This window comes from Tianxiuia mixotrophica, assembly GCF_050596425.1.
Classification (GTDB): domain Bacteria; phylum Bacillota; class Clostridia; order Peptostreptococcales; family Acidaminobacteraceae.
The window spans coordinates 1,735,640-1,756,910 of record NZ_CP192292.1 but is presented as its reverse complement, the minus strand read 5'-3'; the positions used below and the strand labels follow the sequence as shown (position 1 = coordinate 1,756,910).

Sequence of the window (21,271 nt, the reverse complement as noted above, 5' to 3'; positions counted from 1 at the left end):
ATTATTCTTGACGTTCCCACGACTCCCGACGTGCCCGTCTACACAAATATTCCCGACTGTCGTATAACCAACACGCCGCGGAACACCTCAAACCCATTCATTGCAACGGGCATGTTTGGGAGTCGCTGTGTTAGAGGATGGTTAGTGCAGCTTTTCTATACATTTACCATTTTCTAAAACATAGAGCCATTCTCCATTATAGAATTCAAATTCCTTAGGCAAATTCCCAATTATCCCTGTTTTCTCAAAGCCTAACTTCTCAATTACCTTTTGTGAAGCTTTATTGTCAGGTTTTACTACTGCAACTATCTTTTCTAAATTCAGTTCTTCAAAAATGTAACTAACTAAAGCTCTTGTAGCTTCAGTGGCATACCCATTCCCCCAATATTCACTTTTTAAAGTATAATAGATTTCTTTCTGCTCTTTGTCGTAATCCAAATATCCAAAGCCACACCAACCAACATATTTTCCACCAGCCTTCAATTCGATGGCAAAACTATATTTATAGTCTGTGTCCAAATCTAACTTATAATTGGAAATCAACCAGTCAATGGCAGCATGAGCTTGTTCTATACTAATAGGATCTTCCGGAATATACTCCAATACCTTTTTATCATTCAGTGTTTCATATAGATTTTGCGCATCATTCTTATTGTATGTTCTAATTATCAAATTCTCAGTTTCAAGTCTTAGATTTTCTATCATTGTTTCCTCTCTTTCATCACCAATTACTGCTGCGCTTACTGTCCTCTAACTAGTAGTTTCATGACATTATAACGCCCATACCACTGACTTCAGAAGTTTAATTATTCACTGTAAACTATTCCGAAACGACTCAGTTTATTTCACTGTAAGTTTCTTTTTCTCGCGAGCATCCATTCTATCCAGATATTTTTCCAAAGCGGCTATGTGCATTGGAAAGAACTTTCCTCTATTGTCTGATAGCTGTTTTCGTAATTCAGAAAGTCTTACAAATCCTATACTTTCTGCTTCATCGCTTGATTTCAACATTTCACCTTCGACTCTACAGATAAAAGCACTTACCATAATTGGATAGTTGCCTGCTGTATTTTGAGAACAAAAAAATGGCTCATATCCTAATACCTCGTAATCATCAAATTTCATTAATGATGATTCACTTTCTCCCTGAATCTCTTTTACATCTAGCCCAGTCTCTTCTTTAATTTCTCGTCTTAGACACTCGTAAATGTTTTCAAACTCCCTAATTTTGCCTGCTGGAATCTCAAAATACCCTGTTCCTTCCAGTTTGTTTTTACTTCTAGTTTGTAGAAGAATTGCTTTCTCACCATCAACTTCACCTTCAATGATTCCACTCACCCCTGGTATAGAAAACTTTTCGATCATAACGCCTCCTATGAGTATAGATTTGTCATCTGCTCATTCATAAACATAAGTTTTATTTATAGGTCTTTCTAAAACTCTCTAATACGACTTTCTATCTATTTGTCGAATGGTTTTATAAGATGAAATCAAGCACTACTTTTGAAATAGAATTCCATAGCGATCGATTAAAGAACATATGACCTGCCCCCTCAAGGACTACAAGATTACTATTAGGTAAATGAGCATCTAGAATCTTTACATTTTGAATATTTGATGCTAGATAATCTTTATCACCATATAGGAACATTATAGGAACCTCAATTTTTTTCAGTTCATTGAATATATCAGGAACATTGTTTTGAATATTTGTATGGTTTAAATGGGGTTTAATGACTTCAGTCTCATATATTCTCGAAGTATAATTGTATGACATCTCAATATCGACATCATAAGAACCATTCAAATATTTATGAATTCTTAGAAATTCAGATTTACCTCTCTCAACATCTTGATACATTCTGTTAGACATTAAAACATTCCATAGATCATTCAATATTTTCTGATCCGTATTAACAAACTCCAAATTCCCTTTTGCTATTATCGGCGATGAAATCGGTATTAAAGATACAGTCCGTTCGGGATACATCACTGCAAAGAGTTGAGCAACCGAACCACCGAGTGAGTGTCCAATTATGTGGGCTTTCGTTGCTTCATAAAAATCTAGTATATTTTTTGTATCCTCAACCATATCATTAATTGTATATGGGGGTACTTCACTTTCCTCAAAGTGTGTTGAATATCCAAAATCCCTATTGTCAAAACGAATAACAAAAAAATCATTATCCGCTAACGCCCGACAGAACTCTTCTTCCCAAAATGTTGCAGGAGCCATTGCACCAGCAATTAAAATGACTGCTTCATTTTTTTGATCACCATAGGTTTGAGTCCATATTTCTATTTTATTTACATGTATTCGCTTTATTGACATATCTTTTCCCCTTTCTACATTTTGCCCAGTCTCTTATATAATTTCTTGTCTTAGACACTCGTATATGCTTTAAAACGTTCTAATACCACTTCCTATTGCTGTATTCACTATACCCTCAATATTTATGATTTCACTGTAACTTAATATGATAATGACTATATGCAAACTTACAAAATTTAAAACTGCATTTATAGGCACCTGGCTTTTATTTTTTCTATTCAGTATTCTAGGAAAATATCCTTCTAATGATAATCCACGAACAAGATGAGAAAGGGCATCAACAAGTCCCCAACCTATAACAGCCCAAAATAGAAGATACATTGTCTTACCAAGGGGTACAATTGATATGTCGCGAATGGGTGCTCTGACTATTTCACTTTGAAATAGAACATAGGCTGAGCTTATTAGTAACACAAGACCAGTTATAGATGAAATGAAGAAACCAAATTTTGACATAGATTTTGTATCCATGACCTATAAACTTACATGTGATCCAGTTGCATGGTAAACCTTCTGGGTATACTGGTCTTCCATCTAAACTCTATCGACCACAATACATTTAACTCACTTAAATGTATAAGTTATTTTATCATAAAAAGAGTTATTTTAAAAACAATATGAACAATCAAAGTTCTATATGTATTAAAAAAACAAAACCCTATACTAGGATAGCTTATCTACCGAGTATAGGGTTCCGTCTTATTATAGATTGTAGACCTGCAGCCTTAAATCTATTATATTGTATTGAAGCATATGATTTTTATATGAATTTGGCATTTAGCGGTCTCCAAATAGACCGCCTAAAATTGCACCACCTACATCCAGACCACTTTGCTCGCCTTTATTTGATCCCATTGATGCATTGGCATAAAGACGTTCTGCTAGTCTAGAAATTGGAAGGGACTGCAAGTATACTTTTCCCGGTCCAGTTAAATGCGCTAGAAAGAGACCTTCCTTACCAAATAAGGCATTCTTAAATCCACCAACGAACTGAATATCATAGTCGATCGAACTTTCAAAGCCAACAATACAACCTGTATCCACTCGGAGTCTTTCTCCAGGATTTAAATCTTTTTCAATAATTGTTCCACCTGCATGTATAAAGGCCAGTCCATCGCCTTCAAGTCTTTGAAGAATAAAACCTTCTCCACCGAAGAAACCTGCACCTAATTTTTGGTGAGTTCAATTTCGACTTCAACACCATTGGCTGCACATAGAAATGAGTCTTTTTGACAGATAAAGCGTCCTCCATAAAGGCCAAGATCAATGGGAACAATTCGCCCTGGATAAGGTGCTCCAAACCCAACTCTAGACTTGTTTGACCCTGTATTATAGAAGGTTGTAATAAAGAACGATTCACCAGTGACCATCCTTTTAAGCCCCTTCATAAAACCGCCTTTTGTTCCAGTTTCCATTTCTATTCCAGTTTCCATATAAGTCATGGCACCAGCTTCTGCACGGACCCCTTCTCTTGGATCCAATTCAATCTCTACAAGCTGCATGTCATCCCCATAAATTTTGTAATCAATTACATCTGCCATCGTATCACTCCCTATTTTATTGTTCTTTTTTGAAATATAAAGTAAAATTCACTTATATTACTTTTAATTATAGCACCTGTTTGTTTACAATAACCTTAAGAATGTGTTAATATACTATTTGTATGATTGTCTCAATTTAACTGGTAATTGCAGACCAATCATCAAGTCCGCAGGTCTTAAGATTAAGCCTGATAGGTCCGATTCTATCGGAATCAACATAGCAAAATAATTCCTGCATGATAATTAAAGAGGAGTTGAACCATATGCCAAAAAAATACTATTAACACAAAGCGCTTTAGAAAAAGTTGAAGCAGAACTAGATGCACTGATTATAAAGCGTAAAGAAATTTCAGAAGAAATCAAAAAAGCACGTGAATTTGGTGATCTTTCTGAAAACGCTGAATACCACGCTGCCAGAGAAGCACAATCACACAACGAAACAGAAATTCTACGTATTCGTGAAATTCTTGAAAACTACGAACTCGTTGAGGAATCAGACGGCGATACAGTTTCACTGAATACAGAACTAAAAATCCTTTATGTGAATGACAACGAAGAAGACACAATTAAAATTGTATCAACTATTGAAGCTGAGCCATTTGAAGGTAAACTGTCTAATGAGTCACCTATCGGATCAGGTCTTATTGGACGTTCTGTTGGTGAAACAGTTGAAATTCAAACACCTGGCGGTTTAGTCAACATCAAAATTTTAGACATCTTATAATTGCGTCACTTGCAAAATATCAATTAATAACAAGATACAGGCTGAGCCTGTAATTTTGCAAGCGTTTAAACGAAAAAAACACTCAGACCACCTGAAATGTCATTCAGGTGGTTTTTTTTGCTTTTCAGCTCTATTTCTCCCAGCAAATCTCATTCCTTTCTATAATGAACACAAGTGAATTTTCCAAATATTTTGCATTCTGCAATTTAACCTACATCTAACTAATTAAAGTTTATTGAAGGGGACTCCCATGAATATTGATGCCTATTACACATCCATGAAAGAGAAGTTTTCAGCAAATTACGATGTCTACGACACTTTTAAACTTTGTGATATTAAAACAGATTTATATGCACATTTTTATGCGCGTAATGAGAAATATCTCGCTACAAAATCAGCAACAATATACGCTTTTGAAAACAATGAACACACTTTTTTCAAACACTATGAAACTGTTACTGTTACAGACATTATGACTTTGGTAAAGGCTTTGAAGTCAGCAATACCAGACCTGGTGGATCCCCACAGCGAGCATATGTCGACACGATTAAGTGGTGTTATAGTCACACAAAACTCAATTTCGGATGATGTTTTAAACCACATTCAATCATTCAAATATCAAAAAACCTTTCTATTCGGACTCAAAGGTTGGGTTGATATTTGCCTTATTGTTGTGAACCTGTCAGATAAGTCTGTCATCACAAGCAAAAAGGCCAAGAAAATGATGCCGTACTTTAGCCCAGAACCACTTCAATAAATCTATTGAGGGGAAAAAAATAAAAGGGAGGATTAATCTATGAATTCATTAGTACTTATTTTTTCTGCGATTGCGATTTTTCTAGTCGCATATGTCACTTACGGTGCATGGCTTGCTAAGAAATGGGGGGTTGACCCATCGAGGGAGACGCCTGCCCACACCTTGTCTGATGGTGTTGACTACGTGCCCGCAAGTGCACCTGTTCTCTTAGGACACCACTTTGCATCCATTGCAGGGGCTGGTCCAATTGTAGGACCTATTGTCGCTTCAGTTTTTGGCTGGATACCTGTCATGCTCTGGATCATCATTGGCGGTATTTTCTTTGGCGGTGTACAAGACTTCGGTTCATTGTTTGCTTCTATTCGTCATGACGGAAAATCCATCGGACAAATCATAGAATCGAATATTGGAACCAGCGGTAAGAAACTTTTTTCAGTCTTTGCTTGGCTCACTCTTTTACTCGTAGTGGCTGCATTTGTTAACATTGTTGCAAACACATTTGTCAGCGTGCCTGAAGCCGCTACGGCATCCTTGCTCTTCATTGCCCTAGCTATTGTTTTTGGTATTGCGGTCTATAGAATGAACATGCCCCTTGGACCTGCAACGCTTGTGGGTGTGGTTGCTCTTGTTGGATGTATTTCAGCTGGTATGATGTTCCCTATTATGCTGTCTAAGACAACTTGGATTTTTCTACTGCTTGGGTACATTTTCGTTGCTTCCGTTACACCTGTTTGGATCCTACTACAACCAAGAGACTATTTAAACTCTTACCTCTTGTATGCTATGATTGGCGGTGCTGTACTGGGTCTGCTCCTTTATAGACCAAGCATACAGCTTACAGCATTTGCAGGTTTTAAAGCTTCAAATGGACAATACCTCTTTCCAATGCTCTTTGTTGTTGTTGCCTGTGGCGCCATATCAGGCTTTCACTCCTTAGTTGGATCAGGAACCTCTTCAAAGCAAATAGACCGCGAAGCAGACGCAAAGCTCATCGGCTATGGTGGCATGCTCATAGAGTGTGTATTAGCAGTCATCGCACTTATAACGGCTGCTTATATTGGTGGCGACAGACTCAGTGAACTTCTTGCCAACGGTGGTCCCGTGAATGTATTTTCAGATGGACTGGGCACTTTTATGGTCACTTTTGGTCTTCCGTTTGCTGTTGGTAAATCTTTCACCGCCCTGGCTATTTCAGCTTTTGCTTTAACATCACTTGATACAGCAACACGTCTTGGTCGTTTTATATTCCAGGAGTATTTTGAGGACGCATCAAAGTCGGTACAGAGTCCACTTGCATCAAATCGTTTTATTTCAACAGCGATCACAGTTGTTCTTGGTGGCGCTCTTGCCCTTGTAGGATGGCAAAAAGTATGGCCGCTATTCGGATCTGCCAATCAACTGCTTGCCGCTCTTGCCCTTCTTTCCCTAGCAGCGTGGCTCAAAAATATGGGTAAAGAAAATAAAATGGTCTTCTATCCTATGATTTTTATGTTTGTCGTTACCGTTTGCGCTCTTGGTTTACTCATTAAAACCAATATTGCAGCAGGTAACATGCTCCTTGTCTTCTTTGCAGTCCTTCTCCTTGGACTTTCAGCTATTCTGGCAGCACAGTCTGTGAAAGTATTCTCTGGAAAACACACAGATAAAAATCAAATGAAGAAATCAGCCTAAATTGGACTGGAAAACTCATAGCAAGGACCTATCCTGATGGATTTATCCATAAGGATAGGTCCTTTTATGCTTAGATTCAAATTTTTGTTTTGTTCACATTAATCATATATAATACACTTAAATGAAACATCTGTAAGTTCTTACAAGGTTTTAATTTGAGGTCTATAGACCAGTATTTTGGATATATATCAGTTAAGGTAGGTGACATCATGAAATATATAAAAATAATATACAATCCTGTTTCAGGACGTGGTTCAGCTGAAGACCGAGTGAATCACGTTGCACAGATACTACTAAACAGAGGGTATACCGTCAATAAATACGCAACAAAAAAACAAGGTGATGGACGAGTACAGGCGATAAACTGCCAAGATGGTCCATGGGACCTTATCATTGCAGCAGGAGGCGATGGAACCATTAACGAAGTTGCCAGTGGTATCTATGAATCTGGTTCGAATATTCCTCTTGCAATCCTGCACGAAGGAACAATGAATGATATAGCCAAACATTTAGGTATCAGCAATGATCCAGTGGAATTTTGCAACATGATTGATAAGTTTCATTTCAAGTCTATTGACTTAGGACAATCTGGTGATCAATATTTTCTTAACGTTGTTGCAGGGGGCATGATAACATCTGTGGCGCACAGAACCCCTTCAGAACTAAAGAATATGCTTGGTCGCGTCGCATACTATCTTGAAGTCATAAAAGAATTAACATCAAGCGGTCTCAGGTCATATAAGCTCCGAATAAACCACGATGATACAAGCGAAGAGGGTCGATTTAACCTATTTATCATCTCCAACTCTCCTACAATAGGTGGATTTGAACAGCTCATGCCTCTTGCCCATATGCAGGACGGTCTTCTTGACTGCATATTCATAAGGGAAGCAGGCAGCATACAAGAAGCTGCTGAACTCTTTTTATCCGTGTTAAAGGGTGAGCATATTAACCATAAGAAAGTTCTTTATTTTAGAACCAATAAGGTTGACATTGATCTGGTTAGTGGAGATGATCTTGAAATTGACTTTGATGGTGAGTACGCTGGAACTTTGCCTATATCTATTGAAATCATTCCGGCAGCCATTAAAATACTCGTTAAACCCGATTGATTTATAAAGACAATCAAAATCAAAACTGCCCCCGGCTGTTTTTTAAACAACCAGGGGCAGTTTTTCTTTCACTATAAGTGTAAATACGCTCTAAAAACAATCCCTAGTCTTCTTCAGCTTTTACTAGGGGCGCTTCAAGATCATCCTTCTCAATGCAGTAGAGCTGGTTATCAATAATAACACACATGGTTTGATCTTCATGTGGCTTGGCTAATCTTGTCTTTACCTTACCTTCAAAGTCACATTCTCCGTTTTCACAGTGCCCAAATTGTTGATCAATGATTTTTAAAGATGGTGAACTGCATTGTGGGCAAATAAATGTATCAAGAAGATGACTTACCTCTGGACTTTCATTCATACGTTTCATGTCTTGCCTCCTCTTTAGTGTACATTACCAACAAACAAATATTAACTTTCCGTAATATATATATACCCGTTTAACTTGTTTTTAACTCGCGGACAATCAAGTTTTTACCTTACAATACTATAATAATTACGATCGCCCTATCTTGTAATATTGGAGGCAATAATGACGAACACACTATTTGAATCTTATGAAATACGCAGAATAATCGATGAACGGGATATTTCCACATATTATCAACCTATTGTAAAACTTGATTATGGTGACATCATTGGCTATGAAGCCCTTAGCCGCGGCCCTATTGATTCTATCCTTCACAGCCCAGTCGCTCTTTTAAATGCCGCTGAAAACAACGATATGCTCTGGGAACTGGAACTGATCTTTCGAAGCCTAGCCATTGAGCATGCAAGTGGTCTTGGAGAGGGGCAATTTCTTTTTTTAAATGTTGATCCCAATATAATTCGTGATCCAAAATTCGAAAAAGGTTTAACGAAAGATTACCTTCATAAGTTTGGGGTCAGTCCTGACAAAATTATTTTCGAGATCACCGAACGCACAGCCATTGATGATTATGATACCTTTAAAAAAATCCTAAACTACTACACCAACCAAGGCTATAAAATTGCAATAGATGATGCAGGCGCAGGTTACTCTGGTATGAACACCATCGTTGAAACAAAACCTGGCTTTGTCAAAATAGATATGAACATTGTAAGAAACATTCATAAAGACAGTTTCAAGCAGGCTATTGTAAAAAGCTTTGTTCAGCTTGGTGCCAGCACCAATATAAAAATTATTGCAGAGGGGATCGAAACCAAAGAGGAGCTAAAGACTCTGATTCGTCTTGGAGTCTACGCAGGTCAAGGGTATTACTTCCAAAGACCCGCGAGCAAGCTTCTTAATATATCAGAAAGCATTATTTCCTCCCTTTCCAGATACCATCAGCAAGTTGAGAATAACGGAAACTACAATTCTAGTTATCACTTTATTGGTCCCATAGCTGACTCTATTCTAGCTGTGCGTCCATCAGCTAAAGGGCAGGAACTTGTGGATATATTTTCTGATGTTCAAATTGAGGGGGTCTGCGTCACAAGCGACGGCTTTGTTGATGGACTCATCACAAAGCAGGCTTTTTATCAAACCTTGGCTTCACAATACGGTCACGCTCTTTACATGAACAGACCTGTTTCATTGTTGATGGATGAGGTCCCACTTATTGTTGACTACTACACCCCTATCAACAAGGTGGCCGAACTTGCTACGGCACGCGAAAATGACCATATTTACGATACCATAATCGTAACTCAAGGCACAAAATACTACGGGATCGTGACGGTTAAAAACCTGCTACAATATGCCATTCAATTAGAAAGAGACCATGCTAAAGAATCCAATCCTCTAACAGGTCTGCCAGGCAACTTGATTATAAACAGGGTCCTCAATGACGTTATCAGCTATAAGACCCAATGTGTGATTCTGTATTTTGATCTTGATAATTTCAAGGCCTACAATGACGTCTACGGTTTTGATAACGGTGACAAAATCATAAAAACAACCGCACAAATCATACAAGATACCATTAAGCAAAAAGATTCTATCAACACTTTTGTTGGCCATATCGGAGGAGATGATTTTGTTGCAGTTCTAGATACCTCCGATTTTGAAAAAGTCTGCGATATGGTCCATGAAATTATTATAACTTTTGATAATAAAATCGTGGAGTACTATAATGAAAACGATCGAAAAAACGGCTATATCCTAACAGAAGACCGCTTCGGGGAAGCAAAATATTATGAGATGACCAGCTTGTCTATTGCAGGCCTATACGGTGTGTTGTCCCCCCTCGGCACAACTGAGAAATTGTCTGCTGAAATGGCCAAACTCAAAAAAGTTGTTAAGAAAATTCCTGGTAGTGTCTGTGAGATTTTTCCAATTTCCGCAGAAAGCAAAGAAAGCCCCTGCAACGTTTACAAGGTCAACTTCAATAGAAAAGCAACTGGCTATATTAGCGAACCAAGACGCAAAGCCTTCTTATAGGCTGTTGGAAAAGCAAAGTTATCCACTTGTGAGACTTTGATCCACTTCGTTTCTGGATAGTCAGGCAGGTTTCCACTCGTCCACTCAAACTCCAGAGCCTTAATTGACCATTTTATATGGGTAAAAACATGACTGGCTATGCCCGGTTCTTTTTTAAAGACGGCATCTATTCCAATTTCTTCAAGAAGCATTTGTTGACAGCGGTCCACTGGACTTGCTGTCTTTTTTTCATCACCTGAAAGTTCCACTGATGGCACACTCCAAAGCCCTGGTAAAAGTCCGTCAGATGGACGCTTGAGAATTAGAAATGAATCTTCTTTTCTTATAATCATAGCGTATAGATCCACTTCTTTTTTGGCTTTCTTTGGGGACTTCTTTGGTAGTTCGTTTTGAACCCCAGCCTTGAAGGCCTCACAATAAGCCTGAACAGGGCAAGTCAAGCACCTAGGATTCTTAGGGATACATATGGTTGCACCAAGTTCCATAAGAGACTGATTATAACTGCTAGGATCTGTTTCATGGACCATTTCATCTGCTATTCTTTCTATTTCTGCCTTCACGTCCTTTAGATCAACGGCTTGCTCAATTTTAAACAACCGGCTATAAACTCGAATAACATTGCCATCCACTGCCGCTACAGGCTTATCATAGGCAATCGATAAAATAGCCCCAGCTGTATAAGGACCAATTCCAGGCAATTTTCGAATGCTTTTAAGGTCATTTGGCATGATGCCATCGAAGTCTTCCATAATCATAATGGCCGCTCTTTTTAAGTTTCTAGCCCTCGAGTAGTAGCCCAGACCCTCCCATAGCTTCATAAGCTTTTCATCGTCAGATTTTGCAAGGTCTTCCACAGTGGGAAAGGCCTTCAAAAACCGCTCGTAATAACCCTTGACTGTTTCTACAAGCGTTTGCTGAAGCATTACTTCAGAAATCCAAATTTTATAGGGATCTTGCGTTTTACGCCAGGGCAAGTCACGTTTTACCACTTTATACCACTTAACCAGTTCATCATGTATTTCAGTTCTATATTTCATGTTTACACCTTTATATTCATGTACCAGAGCGACTTGCAAATCACAATTTTAGAGCCTTTAATATGTCACATATATTTATGAGCATAATAAATATATGGTACAAGAGGGCAACAATCCGTTATTTAGCAAGCGTCCAACTTATAACGTTTACATATTCTTTCCCAAGACATGTTTTCACTATGTATTTTAACACATTGCTTGACATTAATTTAGATTAGGCACTAGTAAATTTACAAGTCGCTCAGGTAATAATAAGACTAGACAATTAAGCTTCCAAGCAAAACAAAATACATAACACTCATTTATTAGTCATTATGTTCATTTAGTATGTCTAGAATATTTCTTATGATTAACTCATTTAAACAAACTGTACAAATTGAACCCTAAATCCATCAGGGTCTTCAATATAAAAGAACTTAGACTTAGGCGTTTCCACCGGACCCTCTTGAATTTTAATACCTTTGTCTTTCATACCCTGCATTTTTTTATCAACTGAGTCTACGGCAAAACCAATAGATACTTCTTTGCAGTAATCGATGTCCTTTTTTCCCCTATCTTGTATCAGTTCTACTAAGGTTTCGTTTTTCTCTCCCCTGCCCATGAAAGCTATTTCTACGCCAGGGCCTGCTTCAAACTGCCTAGTCACCTTAAGACCAACTATGTCCTTATAAAAGGATAGGGATGTGTTTAGGTTATTCACATAAATTGCTGTCCATAAAAAATTCATTGTATTTCCTCTCTTTCTATTCTGCCTTCAAATCTTTTTCCCATTCTTCTTCCTATTTTTCTTTCCACTACCTTGCCCATCAGGCTATATTTAAATAGTAAAATATAGGTTATAATTTAACTAGGTGTCTAGTTATACTGGTATAAATTCTAATAGAAAGGCTCAAATATGAAGCGCGAACTTGAAGCAGAAAAATATAAGGAACTTTCTGAATTTTTGAAAAGCCGTCGAGCAAAAATAAAACCTGAACAAGTGGGACTCCCTCAATCTGGTCGCCGTAGAACGCCTGGACTAAGACGCGAAGAGGTTGCCCTCCTATCAGGTATTAGCCTAACTTGGTACACTTGGCTTGAGCAGGGGAGACCCATTCAGGTTTCGGATCAAGTTATTGAAAGTCTAAGCAGGACACTTCTGCTTAATGATGAGGAACAAATATACCTTCATGCTCTGACAAATCAAATCACAAGATTTGAAAACAATTTCCATGACACAGCTAGACCAACACTCCAGCACATCCTTGACAGCATGAAAGATTGTCCGTCTCTTATCACCGATCAATTTTTCAATGTGCTTGCTTGGAATAATGCGGCAGTCATATTGCTCGGGGATTTTGAAAGCATGAGCAAACGAGAGCGGAATATCGTCTGGGCTATGTTTACCGATGAACGCTTTAAGTCCCTTTATGATAGTTGGGATAAACAAGCTCTGGGTCTCATTGGTCGATTCAGACTCATTCGAGGCCAGAACATAGACAATGAATGGTTGTCTGAGTTTATAAAGGATTTAAAAGGAGAAAGTCAAGAGTTTAAAAACTGGTGGTCCTTGCACGATGTTATGAACAACGACGACGTTTATAAGATACTGAATCATCCCAAACTCGGAAGATTGGAATTTGAAGTTTGTAATTTCAATATGGCTGATGACTCAGGTCTCAAGATGATTGTCCATACGCCTAAAGCTGGTACTGATACAGGTTCAAAAATTAAGGAAGCCCTCAAGAGTGATTTTTGATTTCATTGACAACTGGTTCGATTTTATACTATTTGGATAATAAAAAAGGGCAGCCAGATGAGCCGCCCTTCAATTATATATATATATTTCGTATATCTATCTTTCTCTTATCTGTAAGAGTGTCTCTTCCACTGACTCTACTGTTGAAAACCTATCTTTGAAGACCCTATGGTTATAATGCTCATATAGATCTTTTGCCGATAGGCCCCCATTGTCAAAGGTTGTATTCGTAAACTCAGGCGTTATGACTTCAAACCCTAATTCGAAAGCAACTTTGACGTTGGTATCAACACAGTAGTCCGTCTGAAGACCTGTGAGAATCAATGTCTTATAGTTTTTTTCCTTCAAGTATTTTTCAAGTTCTGTCTCCTTGAAAGCGGAGGGAATAGACTTATGGAAAACCCTTTCGTCTTCAAGGGGAGCAACTTCATTATACAGTTCCCAGTCATGACTTCCCTTTACCAGTCCCTCATCATGATGCTGAATGAAAATAACTTCTATGCCTTTATCCCTACAGGCACATTGCAGTTCTTTGATATTATCTATAACTCGGTCCCAAGCATAGGCCTTAAACTGTGTCATAATATTTTGCACATCGATTACAATAAGCGCTGTATTCTTCATACATCATTCCCCTTTACTATCCTTAGATTTACGAAGCCTCATTTCTTCAATTTAGACCATCAATTCACTCCATTAAATATCCAAACATCTGCAAGGTCTTTAAAATCATCCCCAAAATACAAGACACCTAAACGGATAAAGTCATCTGTTGTGGCCGTTTTAAACTTATACGCTTCATAATAGTTCTTCATAAAATCAAGGACGTTTTCTTTTCCATATTCATCACACAAGGCATCTATAAAGAGCATGCCCTTTCTATAAACCAGGTTAGAATAGTCCGACCAATTTTCAAACTCTGTAAGTGGTTTTGACACAACACCATCACCATCTTCAGACTTTCTGTTCTCATATCTGTTTCTATAAGAATTCACATAGGACTCATAGGCATCTTCACCGTATTTTTGACCAAAAAACTGAGCTGTGGAAAAAACCGTTAAGGATTCATCAAGCCAAGCTTCATCAATTTGGTCATTGCCGACAACGCCATACCACCACTGGTGGCCTATTTCATGGGCAATCACAGATTCAAGTGCATTGAGTCTTGACGCCTTGTATCTGTCTTTTGCAATCATGACAATGGTAGGGTATTCCATACCACTTGGAAAGTCTGTGGCAACAACAGCAAGTTCGGAGTATGGATAAGGACCATAAATTCCATTAAAAATCTCTAAAGAATGTCTTGCAGTCTCAATGGCTTTGTCGCTTGAAAAGTTTTGTTCCCCAAAATAATAGGACCGGATCATGGTGCCGTCAACTTCTTCGCTGTACACATTCCAAGAATCACTGGCCAGCCAGGCTGTGTCCCTCACAAAATCCGCTTCGTATGTAATAATTTTACGGTCTGCTTCATCGTATTCAAGCTTAGACCGGACACCTGTTGAAGCAATTTCGTAGTTTATTGGTACATTGTAAACAACCTTGTATGAGGCCATATCTGTATAGAAAGGGTCTCCTATTGGCAGGTAGGTGTCTTCCTTCCACCCCTTGTCATAAACCGCTGCCACTGGATACCAGTTGGCAATATTAAAGGTCGTGTCATTGTATCCAAACCGGTCAAAAGCTGGAGGAATTTTGACTGTGTAGACCATCTCAATCTCTACACTTTCCTCTGGCGCCATAGACGACTCAAGGTCTATGGACATCAATGTGTCATCAGCACCGTAAAAGCTATACTCCGCCAACTTGCCATCCACCTTCACCTCAGAAAAATCTATGTAGCCTTCACCAAAACCATTGGGATAGATGGAATCTATATCACCAAATAGGACAGGGGCAGTCTCTAAAGATTTATAGGCATTTGGCAAAACTTGAAAGACTAAGGTATCAAGATCTAGGTCTTCTTTATTCTTATAGACCACCCTTTGCTCACAGGCCAGAGTCTTCTGATCTGGATCAAAATACAAACGAATATTGTAGACGTCAAGATCCTCTTTCTTTAGTCCATTTGTATCTGTTGTCATTAAAAATGGCTTTGCACTCACCAAGTCAGTTGAATCACTATGGATCCTCTCATCAGTTTCTTGTGTTTCTTGTGTCTCTTGTTTACTTGTTTTTTGCTCGTTTGCCTCTTGATTTGTTGCTTGTTCTATAACCACTTTTTCTTCTTGTTCAGTACCCATTGCTTCTACGTTCTGATTCTCATCAGGAACTTGACAGCCTGTGAGTATAACAAGTGCTATAACAACAGGAATCCATTTTTTTATCATGAACAGCACCTCTCTTTTTTCGCCCAGTTATACCATTTTTTTGTGTCACCCACTTCATTTTAGCATATTTTCATACCAACAACTTACAAAGTATTATAGACGTGACTTTAACTGCCTTTTCAAAGTTAACACCATACCCAATATATATTTATAGATCAAAACAGTATATTGGGTATGGTGTTCTTTTGATTTTAGGATTTAAACTTTTGAAGCGATAGCCTGTGTTTTACAGGAATAATACAAACCTTTTCACTTTTAACCATTGAGCCTACTAAATATTCTGTTAAACTCTTCATGATAGTTCTTAAACACACGCCAAACTTCAGGATCAAAATGAATGGGCTCGACTCGACCATCACCATTAATAATAATATCAGCGGTCTTCTCATGGGAAAACTCAGGTTTGTACGATCTTTCACTTCTAAGAGCATCGTAAATATCTGCTAGCATAACAATCCTTGCAGAAAGTGGTATGGCATCCCCTTTGATCCCATTAGGATAGCCTGATCCGTCCATTTTTTCATGGTGATTGAGGGCAATGTCTGCTGCCATTTGCAAGTACTCTGATTGTCCAATAATACGTTGTCCATAAACAGTGTGAAGCTGCATTTCTCTAAATTCAATATCTGTCAACTTGCCCCGCTTTTGCAGTATCTGATTGTCCACATATATTTTTCCAACATCATGCATTTGTGCTGTATTGTAAATTTCTTTCACAAACTGGGTATCCATTCGAAGTTTCTTTGCTATAAACCTTGAGTATTCATTGACTCTGCGAATATGCTGTCCCGTCATGTCATCACTTGCTTCGGCAGCTCTTGCCAGTGCATCCAGGGTGTAGTTAAAAGCCCCTTCAACTTCATGGACTTGAAAGCGAATGTTTTCCAGCAAGTCCAGTGTAACTGTCATCGATTTCAAGACAGATGATTCGTAACTTGTTACTGCATCTTTATAATTACAACCAATAACTATAATTTGATCCATACCGTAACCTGCAAAATTATCAAGACGGTTTAGGCGTTCACGCATTATATCTGGAAACAGTTGAGAGTTCTCATCAATGTCTGATATTTGTTCCTGCTCAAAGTTCATCTTAAACCCATTTTCTGCATATACGTCAAATCCAAAGGTATCTTCCTCTGTTAACACACCCTCATAAACTTCGTCATAACCGCCTGAATCGACAGAACTTGAAAACATAGAAATGAGCCTGCCACTTTGTTCTGGGTGGACCACCCATACACATTCCGGTTTGTTGGTCAATATAGGGTTATCTGCGAACAGACTATTGACAACCTCCTTTGAAGAAAACCCAAAATCACCATAGTCTCTCAACAGGTATTTATCCATAACATTTTTCGTGTCAGAACTTAAGGAGTCAATTGTTTCATAGGTTTCAGAAACCTTGTTGTATTCTGTTTTAAACAATAGACCTTGCCCAAGCAAACTATCTATCAAACCAGGCAACGATTGAATATCAATTGCCAGATCATTCATAAATGTGGCCTTATGAGCATTTACGGTGTCTCCCCGCCCCACGTACAGTACAGGAATGTAATCCAGATCTTGAACAGACTTTACCATCTGTATTGTTTGCATGGTTGAGTCTTCGAGATCTACGATAATATAGAAGGGAACATTTAGGAATATTTTCTGCATCATATCAACAGCACTTGACTGATCTAACTTATATTTTTGCCTATCTATCATGTCATTAAGCAGGTCAAACATTTGTCTGCTCTTTGAAATAATGAGTATGTTATTTGTCATTGCAGATAAGTCTCCTCTTTGTGCTCAACAATTGCTTTGAGCGATTCTCCTTGAACCAAGGACTCGTAGTTTCCACCACTGTCCATGGCTTTTTTAGCATATACCATAATTCTATTCAAATAGCCGTCATCAAATTCATTGAGTCCACCAAAATCGAATTTGATTTTAAGCGGGCGTACGAACATAATGCCCTGCATGGCTGTGTTTAAATTGTCCATATCTTTACTGTCAAATCCCGCTTCAAGTCTTATTATGAAAATACCTTCCACATTTTCTATAGTGAAGTGATCCTTTGTTTCATCTTCAATCTTGGATTGTCTTTCCTGATTTTCTTCATACTTTTGAATGTGGCTGGTTTCTGTAAGAAGGACTTCATTAAGTACGCTCATAACCTTTTGCTTATCAATTGGTTTAATTATATAATGGCGCGCACCATTTTTTAGGGCATCATATACCATTTTTTTCTGGTTAAGGGCACTAATCATAACTATTTTCGCATCAGGATACTTGGAAACAATAAAACCTGTTGCATCCACCCCCGACATAACTGGCATGGTTATATCCATTGTCACAAGGTCAGGTTTATATTTTTCATACATATTTAGTGCAACTTTTCCATTGGGGGCCTCGGCTATTATCTCATGGCCAGACTCCATTAGTATTTTCCTTAAATTTAAGCGCATCACCGCTGAATCATCAACAATTAGTATTCTTGCCATAGTGTTGCCTCCTCAATCTGATTGCCCTCTAGCTGTATCATATGAATACTCCAGTACTCTTGTCCCTCGGTCATTTCAAATGTCAGTATTTCTGAATCAGTATATTTAACATAGGCACCCTTATTGGAAATAATTGCTGGTATGCCCATATGCAAAAATTCTTGTCCATCCTCAAATTGCCCCAAAGTGTTACCAAGAATGGTATTGGCAATTTCAGCGAGAACGTCTTCAATGTAGTTGTCGACTTCCGACTCAGCCACAGGTTCATACATAAAGCTATTCACAAGCTTTACGCCAAATGGTCTGTTGACACTAATCATTACCAGTGCGTTGATGACCCCTTTTAAACTAACAAGTGCCGTTAATTCCATCAAATCAATTTTATCTGTTTTTTGAATATCATCAGTATAAGGCACCTGCATGTGAGTCATATAGTTATTGATATAGCTGACTGAAGTTCTTGAAAGTGCCTTCATAAAATTGATTGGTAAAATAGTTTCAAGTTCAGATTCTTGTTTGGTTGGTATCCTAATAATGAAGGTTGACCCACGTCCATACTCCGAACGCACAGAGATAACCCCTCCCAAATCTTCTACTGACTGCTTTAGGGCAGAAAGACCCACACCACGTCCAGAAAGCATAGTGGCTTCCTCTTGGGTGGATAAGCTTTCTTCAAAGACCTGGTGAAGTATGTCGTCTTCTGACATTACATCTACACTTTCTCTTGGAATGCCCATCTCGATAAGTTTGCCTTTTATTTTTTCTATATCAATGCCAGCACCATCATCTTTTATTGTCACCTCGAAAGCTTGGCCTAAGTCTGTTATTTTGCAGGACACGTGCCCCATCATATCCTTTCCAGCTTCCACTCGATCGTCTGGATGCTCAATACCATGATCAACAGCGTTTCTAAAAACATGGACCATAGCCTGTGTAAACGCTTGGTACTTTCCTTCATCAACAAGCACTTTATCGGCTTCGATATCAAAGCTTTGCACTGATTTATTCATTCTTTCCGCTAGTTTTATTGTATATTCAGGATACATACGAAGCAAATCTTTAAGTGGTCTATACCGCAGGCTTCTAATTTCTGGCAGTAGAATCTTACATTCCTGCTCAGAAAGGACAGTCTGCATTTTCTTTTCAATATCAACAATCCTATTCTTTTCTACAATAAAACGGTCATCCTCTTTCAGAAAATCTGGACCCACATAGGCCTTTATTACACCTAAATCGCTGTCAAATGCATTCTGTAGTTTCTCCAAATCTATACAGTCTTTGATATTATTCATATCACAGCTGTCTCCATCAAGAGCGCTTAGAAGCCTCGACTCCGTTTCATGCAAGACCTCTGTCAGTCTGATGACATCATACTGACTAAAATTCCCCTTAAACGTGTGAAGTTGACGCATAATATATCTTACGTTCTCATCTGTATTTTCATTAAACTTCCAGTCATTTTGCTGACCTTCAAATATGAAGTGCTCAAATGCTTCTGTTACCTCCATAAATAATTTCCTGTTGACCATGGCTTTAACAACCATTTTTAGGATTTGTCTTTCTTCATCCATACGTTCTTCAAGATCTCGTTTTTCTGTAATATCCGTTAAAATAACGATCATTGATTTTCTATTTTTTAGACCTTGTGAAATCTTATAGTTCAATTCAATTATTCTTTCACCAATACCGATTTCCTCAGGCAAAAGGGGCAAGTATAAGTCCTCGTTCACACCGCCTGGCTCCAGAATTTTGCCTAAAAGATCATCAACGAACTCAGCTTGTTGCTCATCCTCAGGATATAGCAAGGTGGAGAATTTCTTATTGGCTACACAATATTTAAATATTTCTGTACACTCTTTTGAGTATTCAGAATGAATCATTAAGTCATCTTCAAAGCGTATGAATCCTTGTCCTACATTATCAAGAATATCGCGCATTTGCAGGTTGATGTCCTCAAGTTTAACGTTTATGTTTGTGAGCTCTGTCCCCTGGACAACCAGCTCAACATTTTGAGCTTCAAGCTCTTCCTTATGATTTTCTAGTGTTTCAGAATATGTACGCATTTGTTCAATAATACTGTTGGTCGAATTGGCCAGATCCTTGATTTCTGAAAAAGGCCTCTTAATATCCAGTTCTGAATGCAGGGCTTTTTCAAGCTCACCTTCTGATAGATTCTTCATTTTTCGCTGAAGGTCAGCCAAGGATTTTGTAAGGGCACCCGAAGATATAATGCTCACAAAAATACTGACTATTGATGAAATAATTGCCGCAAAAATGAAAAGTGCAATTAAGGCCACAGCCACACCAATTAATATCATAGCATTGAACTGGACCATAACCTTGCCAAGTTCATCACCATTCACACTGTAATAGGGTTGGACACTTTCATAGGAATAATGCTTCATGGCTGCACGAATGTCCATGCTCGACTTATTATCTTTTGGAATGGTGGAAAAAACCGTTTCATCCCCTCTTGTTATTTCAACAAAAACAAGACTAAAGTGCATGAAATCATCTGTTGATTCCATATTATCCATGTCCATTTGTCCATCTTCAGAACCAAACATTTCATTAAAGTCTTCTTCGGTTCTTTGGTTGAATCCATCACTAAAATTGAAATAGAATTTGTTCCCAATTGTGTGATACCAGCGCTGTAACGCTTCTTCACTAATCCCCATCATAGCCTCATCGCCTTGGGATATCTTATTTCTTGGATTTTCAAGTTCCTGTACAATATCTCCTGCAACAATGTCAGAAAATATTTGGCCAATCGACTTAATGGCCCCAAATGTAAAAGATAAAACCAGAATACTCATGATGACTATGGCTATTAAACTGTTCACAACCATCATCTTTTTTATGCGCCTACGCATACTTCTTTTTCGAAACTGTTTGCTTTCTTTTTTAGTTGTCACATTCACTGCCCTCCATTTATCTAATGGATATGTACCCAATTCGTCTACGAGGAATTCATCTGAACACTGATAAATCTCATAAGTCTTGACAAACATGCCCAGATGCCTCTTTTTAAATTTGAATGATTTCCTTTAAGAAGATACCCCAATTATATGAACTCACTATGAATTTCTTAGTATATCGCTAGGCCTATTTCTATTTTTTCCATATCTTATACATTTTT

General features: G+C 38.1%; 18 protein-coding genes and 1 pseudogene. 6 read left to right on the top strand and 13 right to left on the bottom strand.

From position 1 onward, the window contains the following. Nucleotides 1-141 precede the first annotated feature (141 nt). From ACQ4KW_RS07545 to ACQ4KW_RS07525, 5 genes and pseudogenes are all read right to left on the bottom strand, one after another. A complete protein-coding gene (locus tag ACQ4KW_RS07545; protein ID WP_430885918.1) occupies nucleotides 142-705 on the bottom strand; it encodes a GNAT family N-acetyltransferase in 564 nt (187 codons plus the stop codon). A 135-nt stretch (nucleotides 706-840) separates the two neighbouring features. Beyond that, complete coding sequence (locus tag ACQ4KW_RS07540; protein ID WP_430885917.1) at nucleotides 841-1,365, bottom strand: NUDIX hydrolase; 525 nt, start codon at nucleotides 1,363-1,365, stop codon at nucleotides 841-843. 112 nt (nucleotides 1,366-1,477) lie between these two features. Next, on the bottom strand, nucleotides 1,478-2,332 hold the full coding sequence (locus tag ACQ4KW_RS07535) for an alpha/beta fold hydrolase (RefSeq protein ID WP_430885916.1): 855 nt from the start codon (nucleotides 2,330-2,332) through the stop codon (nucleotides 1,478-1,480). Between the two features lie 69 nt (nucleotides 2,333-2,401). Next, nucleotides 2,402-2,803, bottom strand: a complete 402-nt coding sequence (locus ACQ4KW_RS07530) for a hypothetical protein (protein WP_430885915.1) — start codon at nucleotides 2,801-2,803, stop codon at nucleotides 2,402-2,404. Nucleotides 2,804-3,109: 306 nt separating this feature from the next. Beyond that, nucleotides 3,110-3,873: pseudogene (locus tag ACQ4KW_RS07525) on the bottom strand (TIGR00266 family protein). A 274-nt stretch (nucleotides 3,874-4,147) separates the two neighbouring features. Here ACQ4KW_RS07525 and greA point away from each other — a divergent pair. The 4 genes from greA to ACQ4KW_RS07505 all read left to right on the top strand — a co-directional run bounded on the left by greA (nucleotide 4,148) and on the right by ACQ4KW_RS07505 (nucleotide 8,137). Continuing rightward, nucleotides 4,148-4,597, top strand: coding sequence for a transcription elongation factor GreA (greA, locus tag ACQ4KW_RS07520; protein WP_430886551.1), 450 nt, complete (start codon nucleotides 4,148-4,150; stop codon nucleotides 4,595-4,597). Nucleotides 4,598-4,847: 250 nt separating this feature from the next. Further along, complete coding sequence (locus tag ACQ4KW_RS07515) at nucleotides 4,848-5,354, top strand: hypothetical protein (RefSeq protein WP_430885914.1); 507 nt, start codon at nucleotides 4,848-4,850, stop codon at nucleotides 5,352-5,354. A 39-nt stretch (nucleotides 5,355-5,393) separates the two neighbouring features. Then, complete coding sequence (locus tag ACQ4KW_RS07510) at nucleotides 5,394-7,025, top strand: carbon starvation CstA family protein (protein WP_430885913.1); 1,632 nt, start codon at nucleotides 5,394-5,396, stop codon at nucleotides 7,023-7,025. 209 nt (nucleotides 7,026-7,234) lie between these two features. Then, a complete protein-coding gene (locus ACQ4KW_RS07505; protein WP_430885912.1) occupies nucleotides 7,235-8,137 on the top strand; it encodes a diacylglycerol/lipid kinase family protein in 903 nt (300 codons plus the stop codon). A gap of 103 nt (nucleotides 8,138-8,240) precedes the next feature. Here the strand turns inward: ACQ4KW_RS07505 and ACQ4KW_RS07500 are convergent, their stop codons facing one another. Further along, nucleotides 8,241-8,504 carry a hypothetical protein gene (locus tag ACQ4KW_RS07500; protein WP_430885911.1) on the bottom strand — a complete coding sequence of 88 codons (264 nt, stop codon included), beginning with the start codon at nucleotides 8,502-8,504 and terminating at the stop codon, nucleotides 8,241-8,243. Nucleotides 8,505-8,666: 162 nt separating this feature from the next. Here ACQ4KW_RS07500 and ACQ4KW_RS07495 point away from each other — a divergent pair, with 162 nt between their 5' ends. Continuing rightward, a complete protein-coding gene (locus tag ACQ4KW_RS07495) occupies nucleotides 8,667-10,538 on the top strand; it encodes a GGDEF domain-containing protein (protein WP_430885910.1) in 1,872 nt (623 codons plus the stop codon). On the opposite strand, the gene mutY is transcribed toward ACQ4KW_RS07495, so the two are convergent. Continuing rightward, a complete protein-coding gene (gene mutY / locus ACQ4KW_RS07490) occupies nucleotides 10,502-11,575 on the bottom strand; it encodes an A/G-specific adenine glycosylase (protein ID WP_430885909.1) in 1,074 nt (357 codons plus the stop codon). The genes ACQ4KW_RS07495 and mutY overlap by 37 nt on opposite strands. A 358-nt stretch (nucleotides 11,576-11,933) precedes the next feature. After that, nucleotides 11,934-12,302, bottom strand: coding sequence for a VOC family protein (locus ACQ4KW_RS07485; protein WP_430885908.1), 369 nt, complete (start codon nucleotides 12,300-12,302; stop codon nucleotides 11,934-11,936). A 168-nt stretch (nucleotides 12,303-12,470) separates the two neighbouring features. Here ACQ4KW_RS07485 and ACQ4KW_RS07480 point away from each other — a divergent pair, with 168 nt between their 5' ends. Next, nucleotides 12,471-13,313, top strand: coding sequence for a helix-turn-helix transcriptional regulator (locus ACQ4KW_RS07480; RefSeq protein WP_430885907.1), 843 nt, complete (start codon nucleotides 12,471-12,473; stop codon nucleotides 13,311-13,313). A 96-nt stretch (nucleotides 13,314-13,409) separates the two neighbouring features. Here the strand turns inward: ACQ4KW_RS07480 and ACQ4KW_RS07475 are convergent, their stop codons facing one another. From ACQ4KW_RS07475 to ACQ4KW_RS07455, 5 genes are all read right to left on the bottom strand, one after another. Then, on the bottom strand, nucleotides 13,410-13,937 hold the full coding sequence (locus tag ACQ4KW_RS07475) for a cysteine hydrolase family protein (RefSeq protein WP_430885906.1): 528 nt from the start codon (nucleotides 13,935-13,937) through the stop codon (nucleotides 13,410-13,412). A gap of 59 nt (nucleotides 13,938-13,996) precedes the next feature. Beyond that, nucleotides 13,997-15,643, bottom strand: a complete 1,647-nt coding sequence (locus tag ACQ4KW_RS07470; RefSeq protein WP_430885905.1) for a M1 family metallopeptidase — start codon at nucleotides 15,641-15,643, stop codon at nucleotides 13,997-13,999. A 255-nt stretch (nucleotides 15,644-15,898) separates the two neighbouring features. Beyond that, on the bottom strand, nucleotides 15,899-17,413 hold the full coding sequence (locus ACQ4KW_RS07465) for an HD-GYP domain-containing protein (protein ID WP_430885904.1): 1,515 nt from the start codon (nucleotides 17,411-17,413) through the stop codon (nucleotides 15,899-15,901). Beyond that, nucleotides 17,410-18,132 (bottom strand): response regulator, encoded by a 723-nt coding sequence (locus ACQ4KW_RS07460; RefSeq protein WP_430885903.1) that lies wholly within the window; start codon nucleotides 18,130-18,132, stop codon nucleotides 17,410-17,412. The genes ACQ4KW_RS07465 and ACQ4KW_RS07460 overlap by 4 nt, the downstream gene beginning before the upstream one ends. Then, nucleotides 18,117-21,047 carry an ATP-binding protein gene (locus tag ACQ4KW_RS07455; RefSeq protein ID WP_430885902.1) on the bottom strand — a complete coding sequence of 977 codons (2,931 nt, stop codon included), beginning with the start codon at nucleotides 21,045-21,047 and terminating at the stop codon, nucleotides 18,117-18,119. The genes ACQ4KW_RS07460 and ACQ4KW_RS07455 overlap by 16 nt, the downstream gene beginning before the upstream one ends. Between the last annotated feature and the right edge of the window lie 224 nt (nucleotides 21,048-21,271).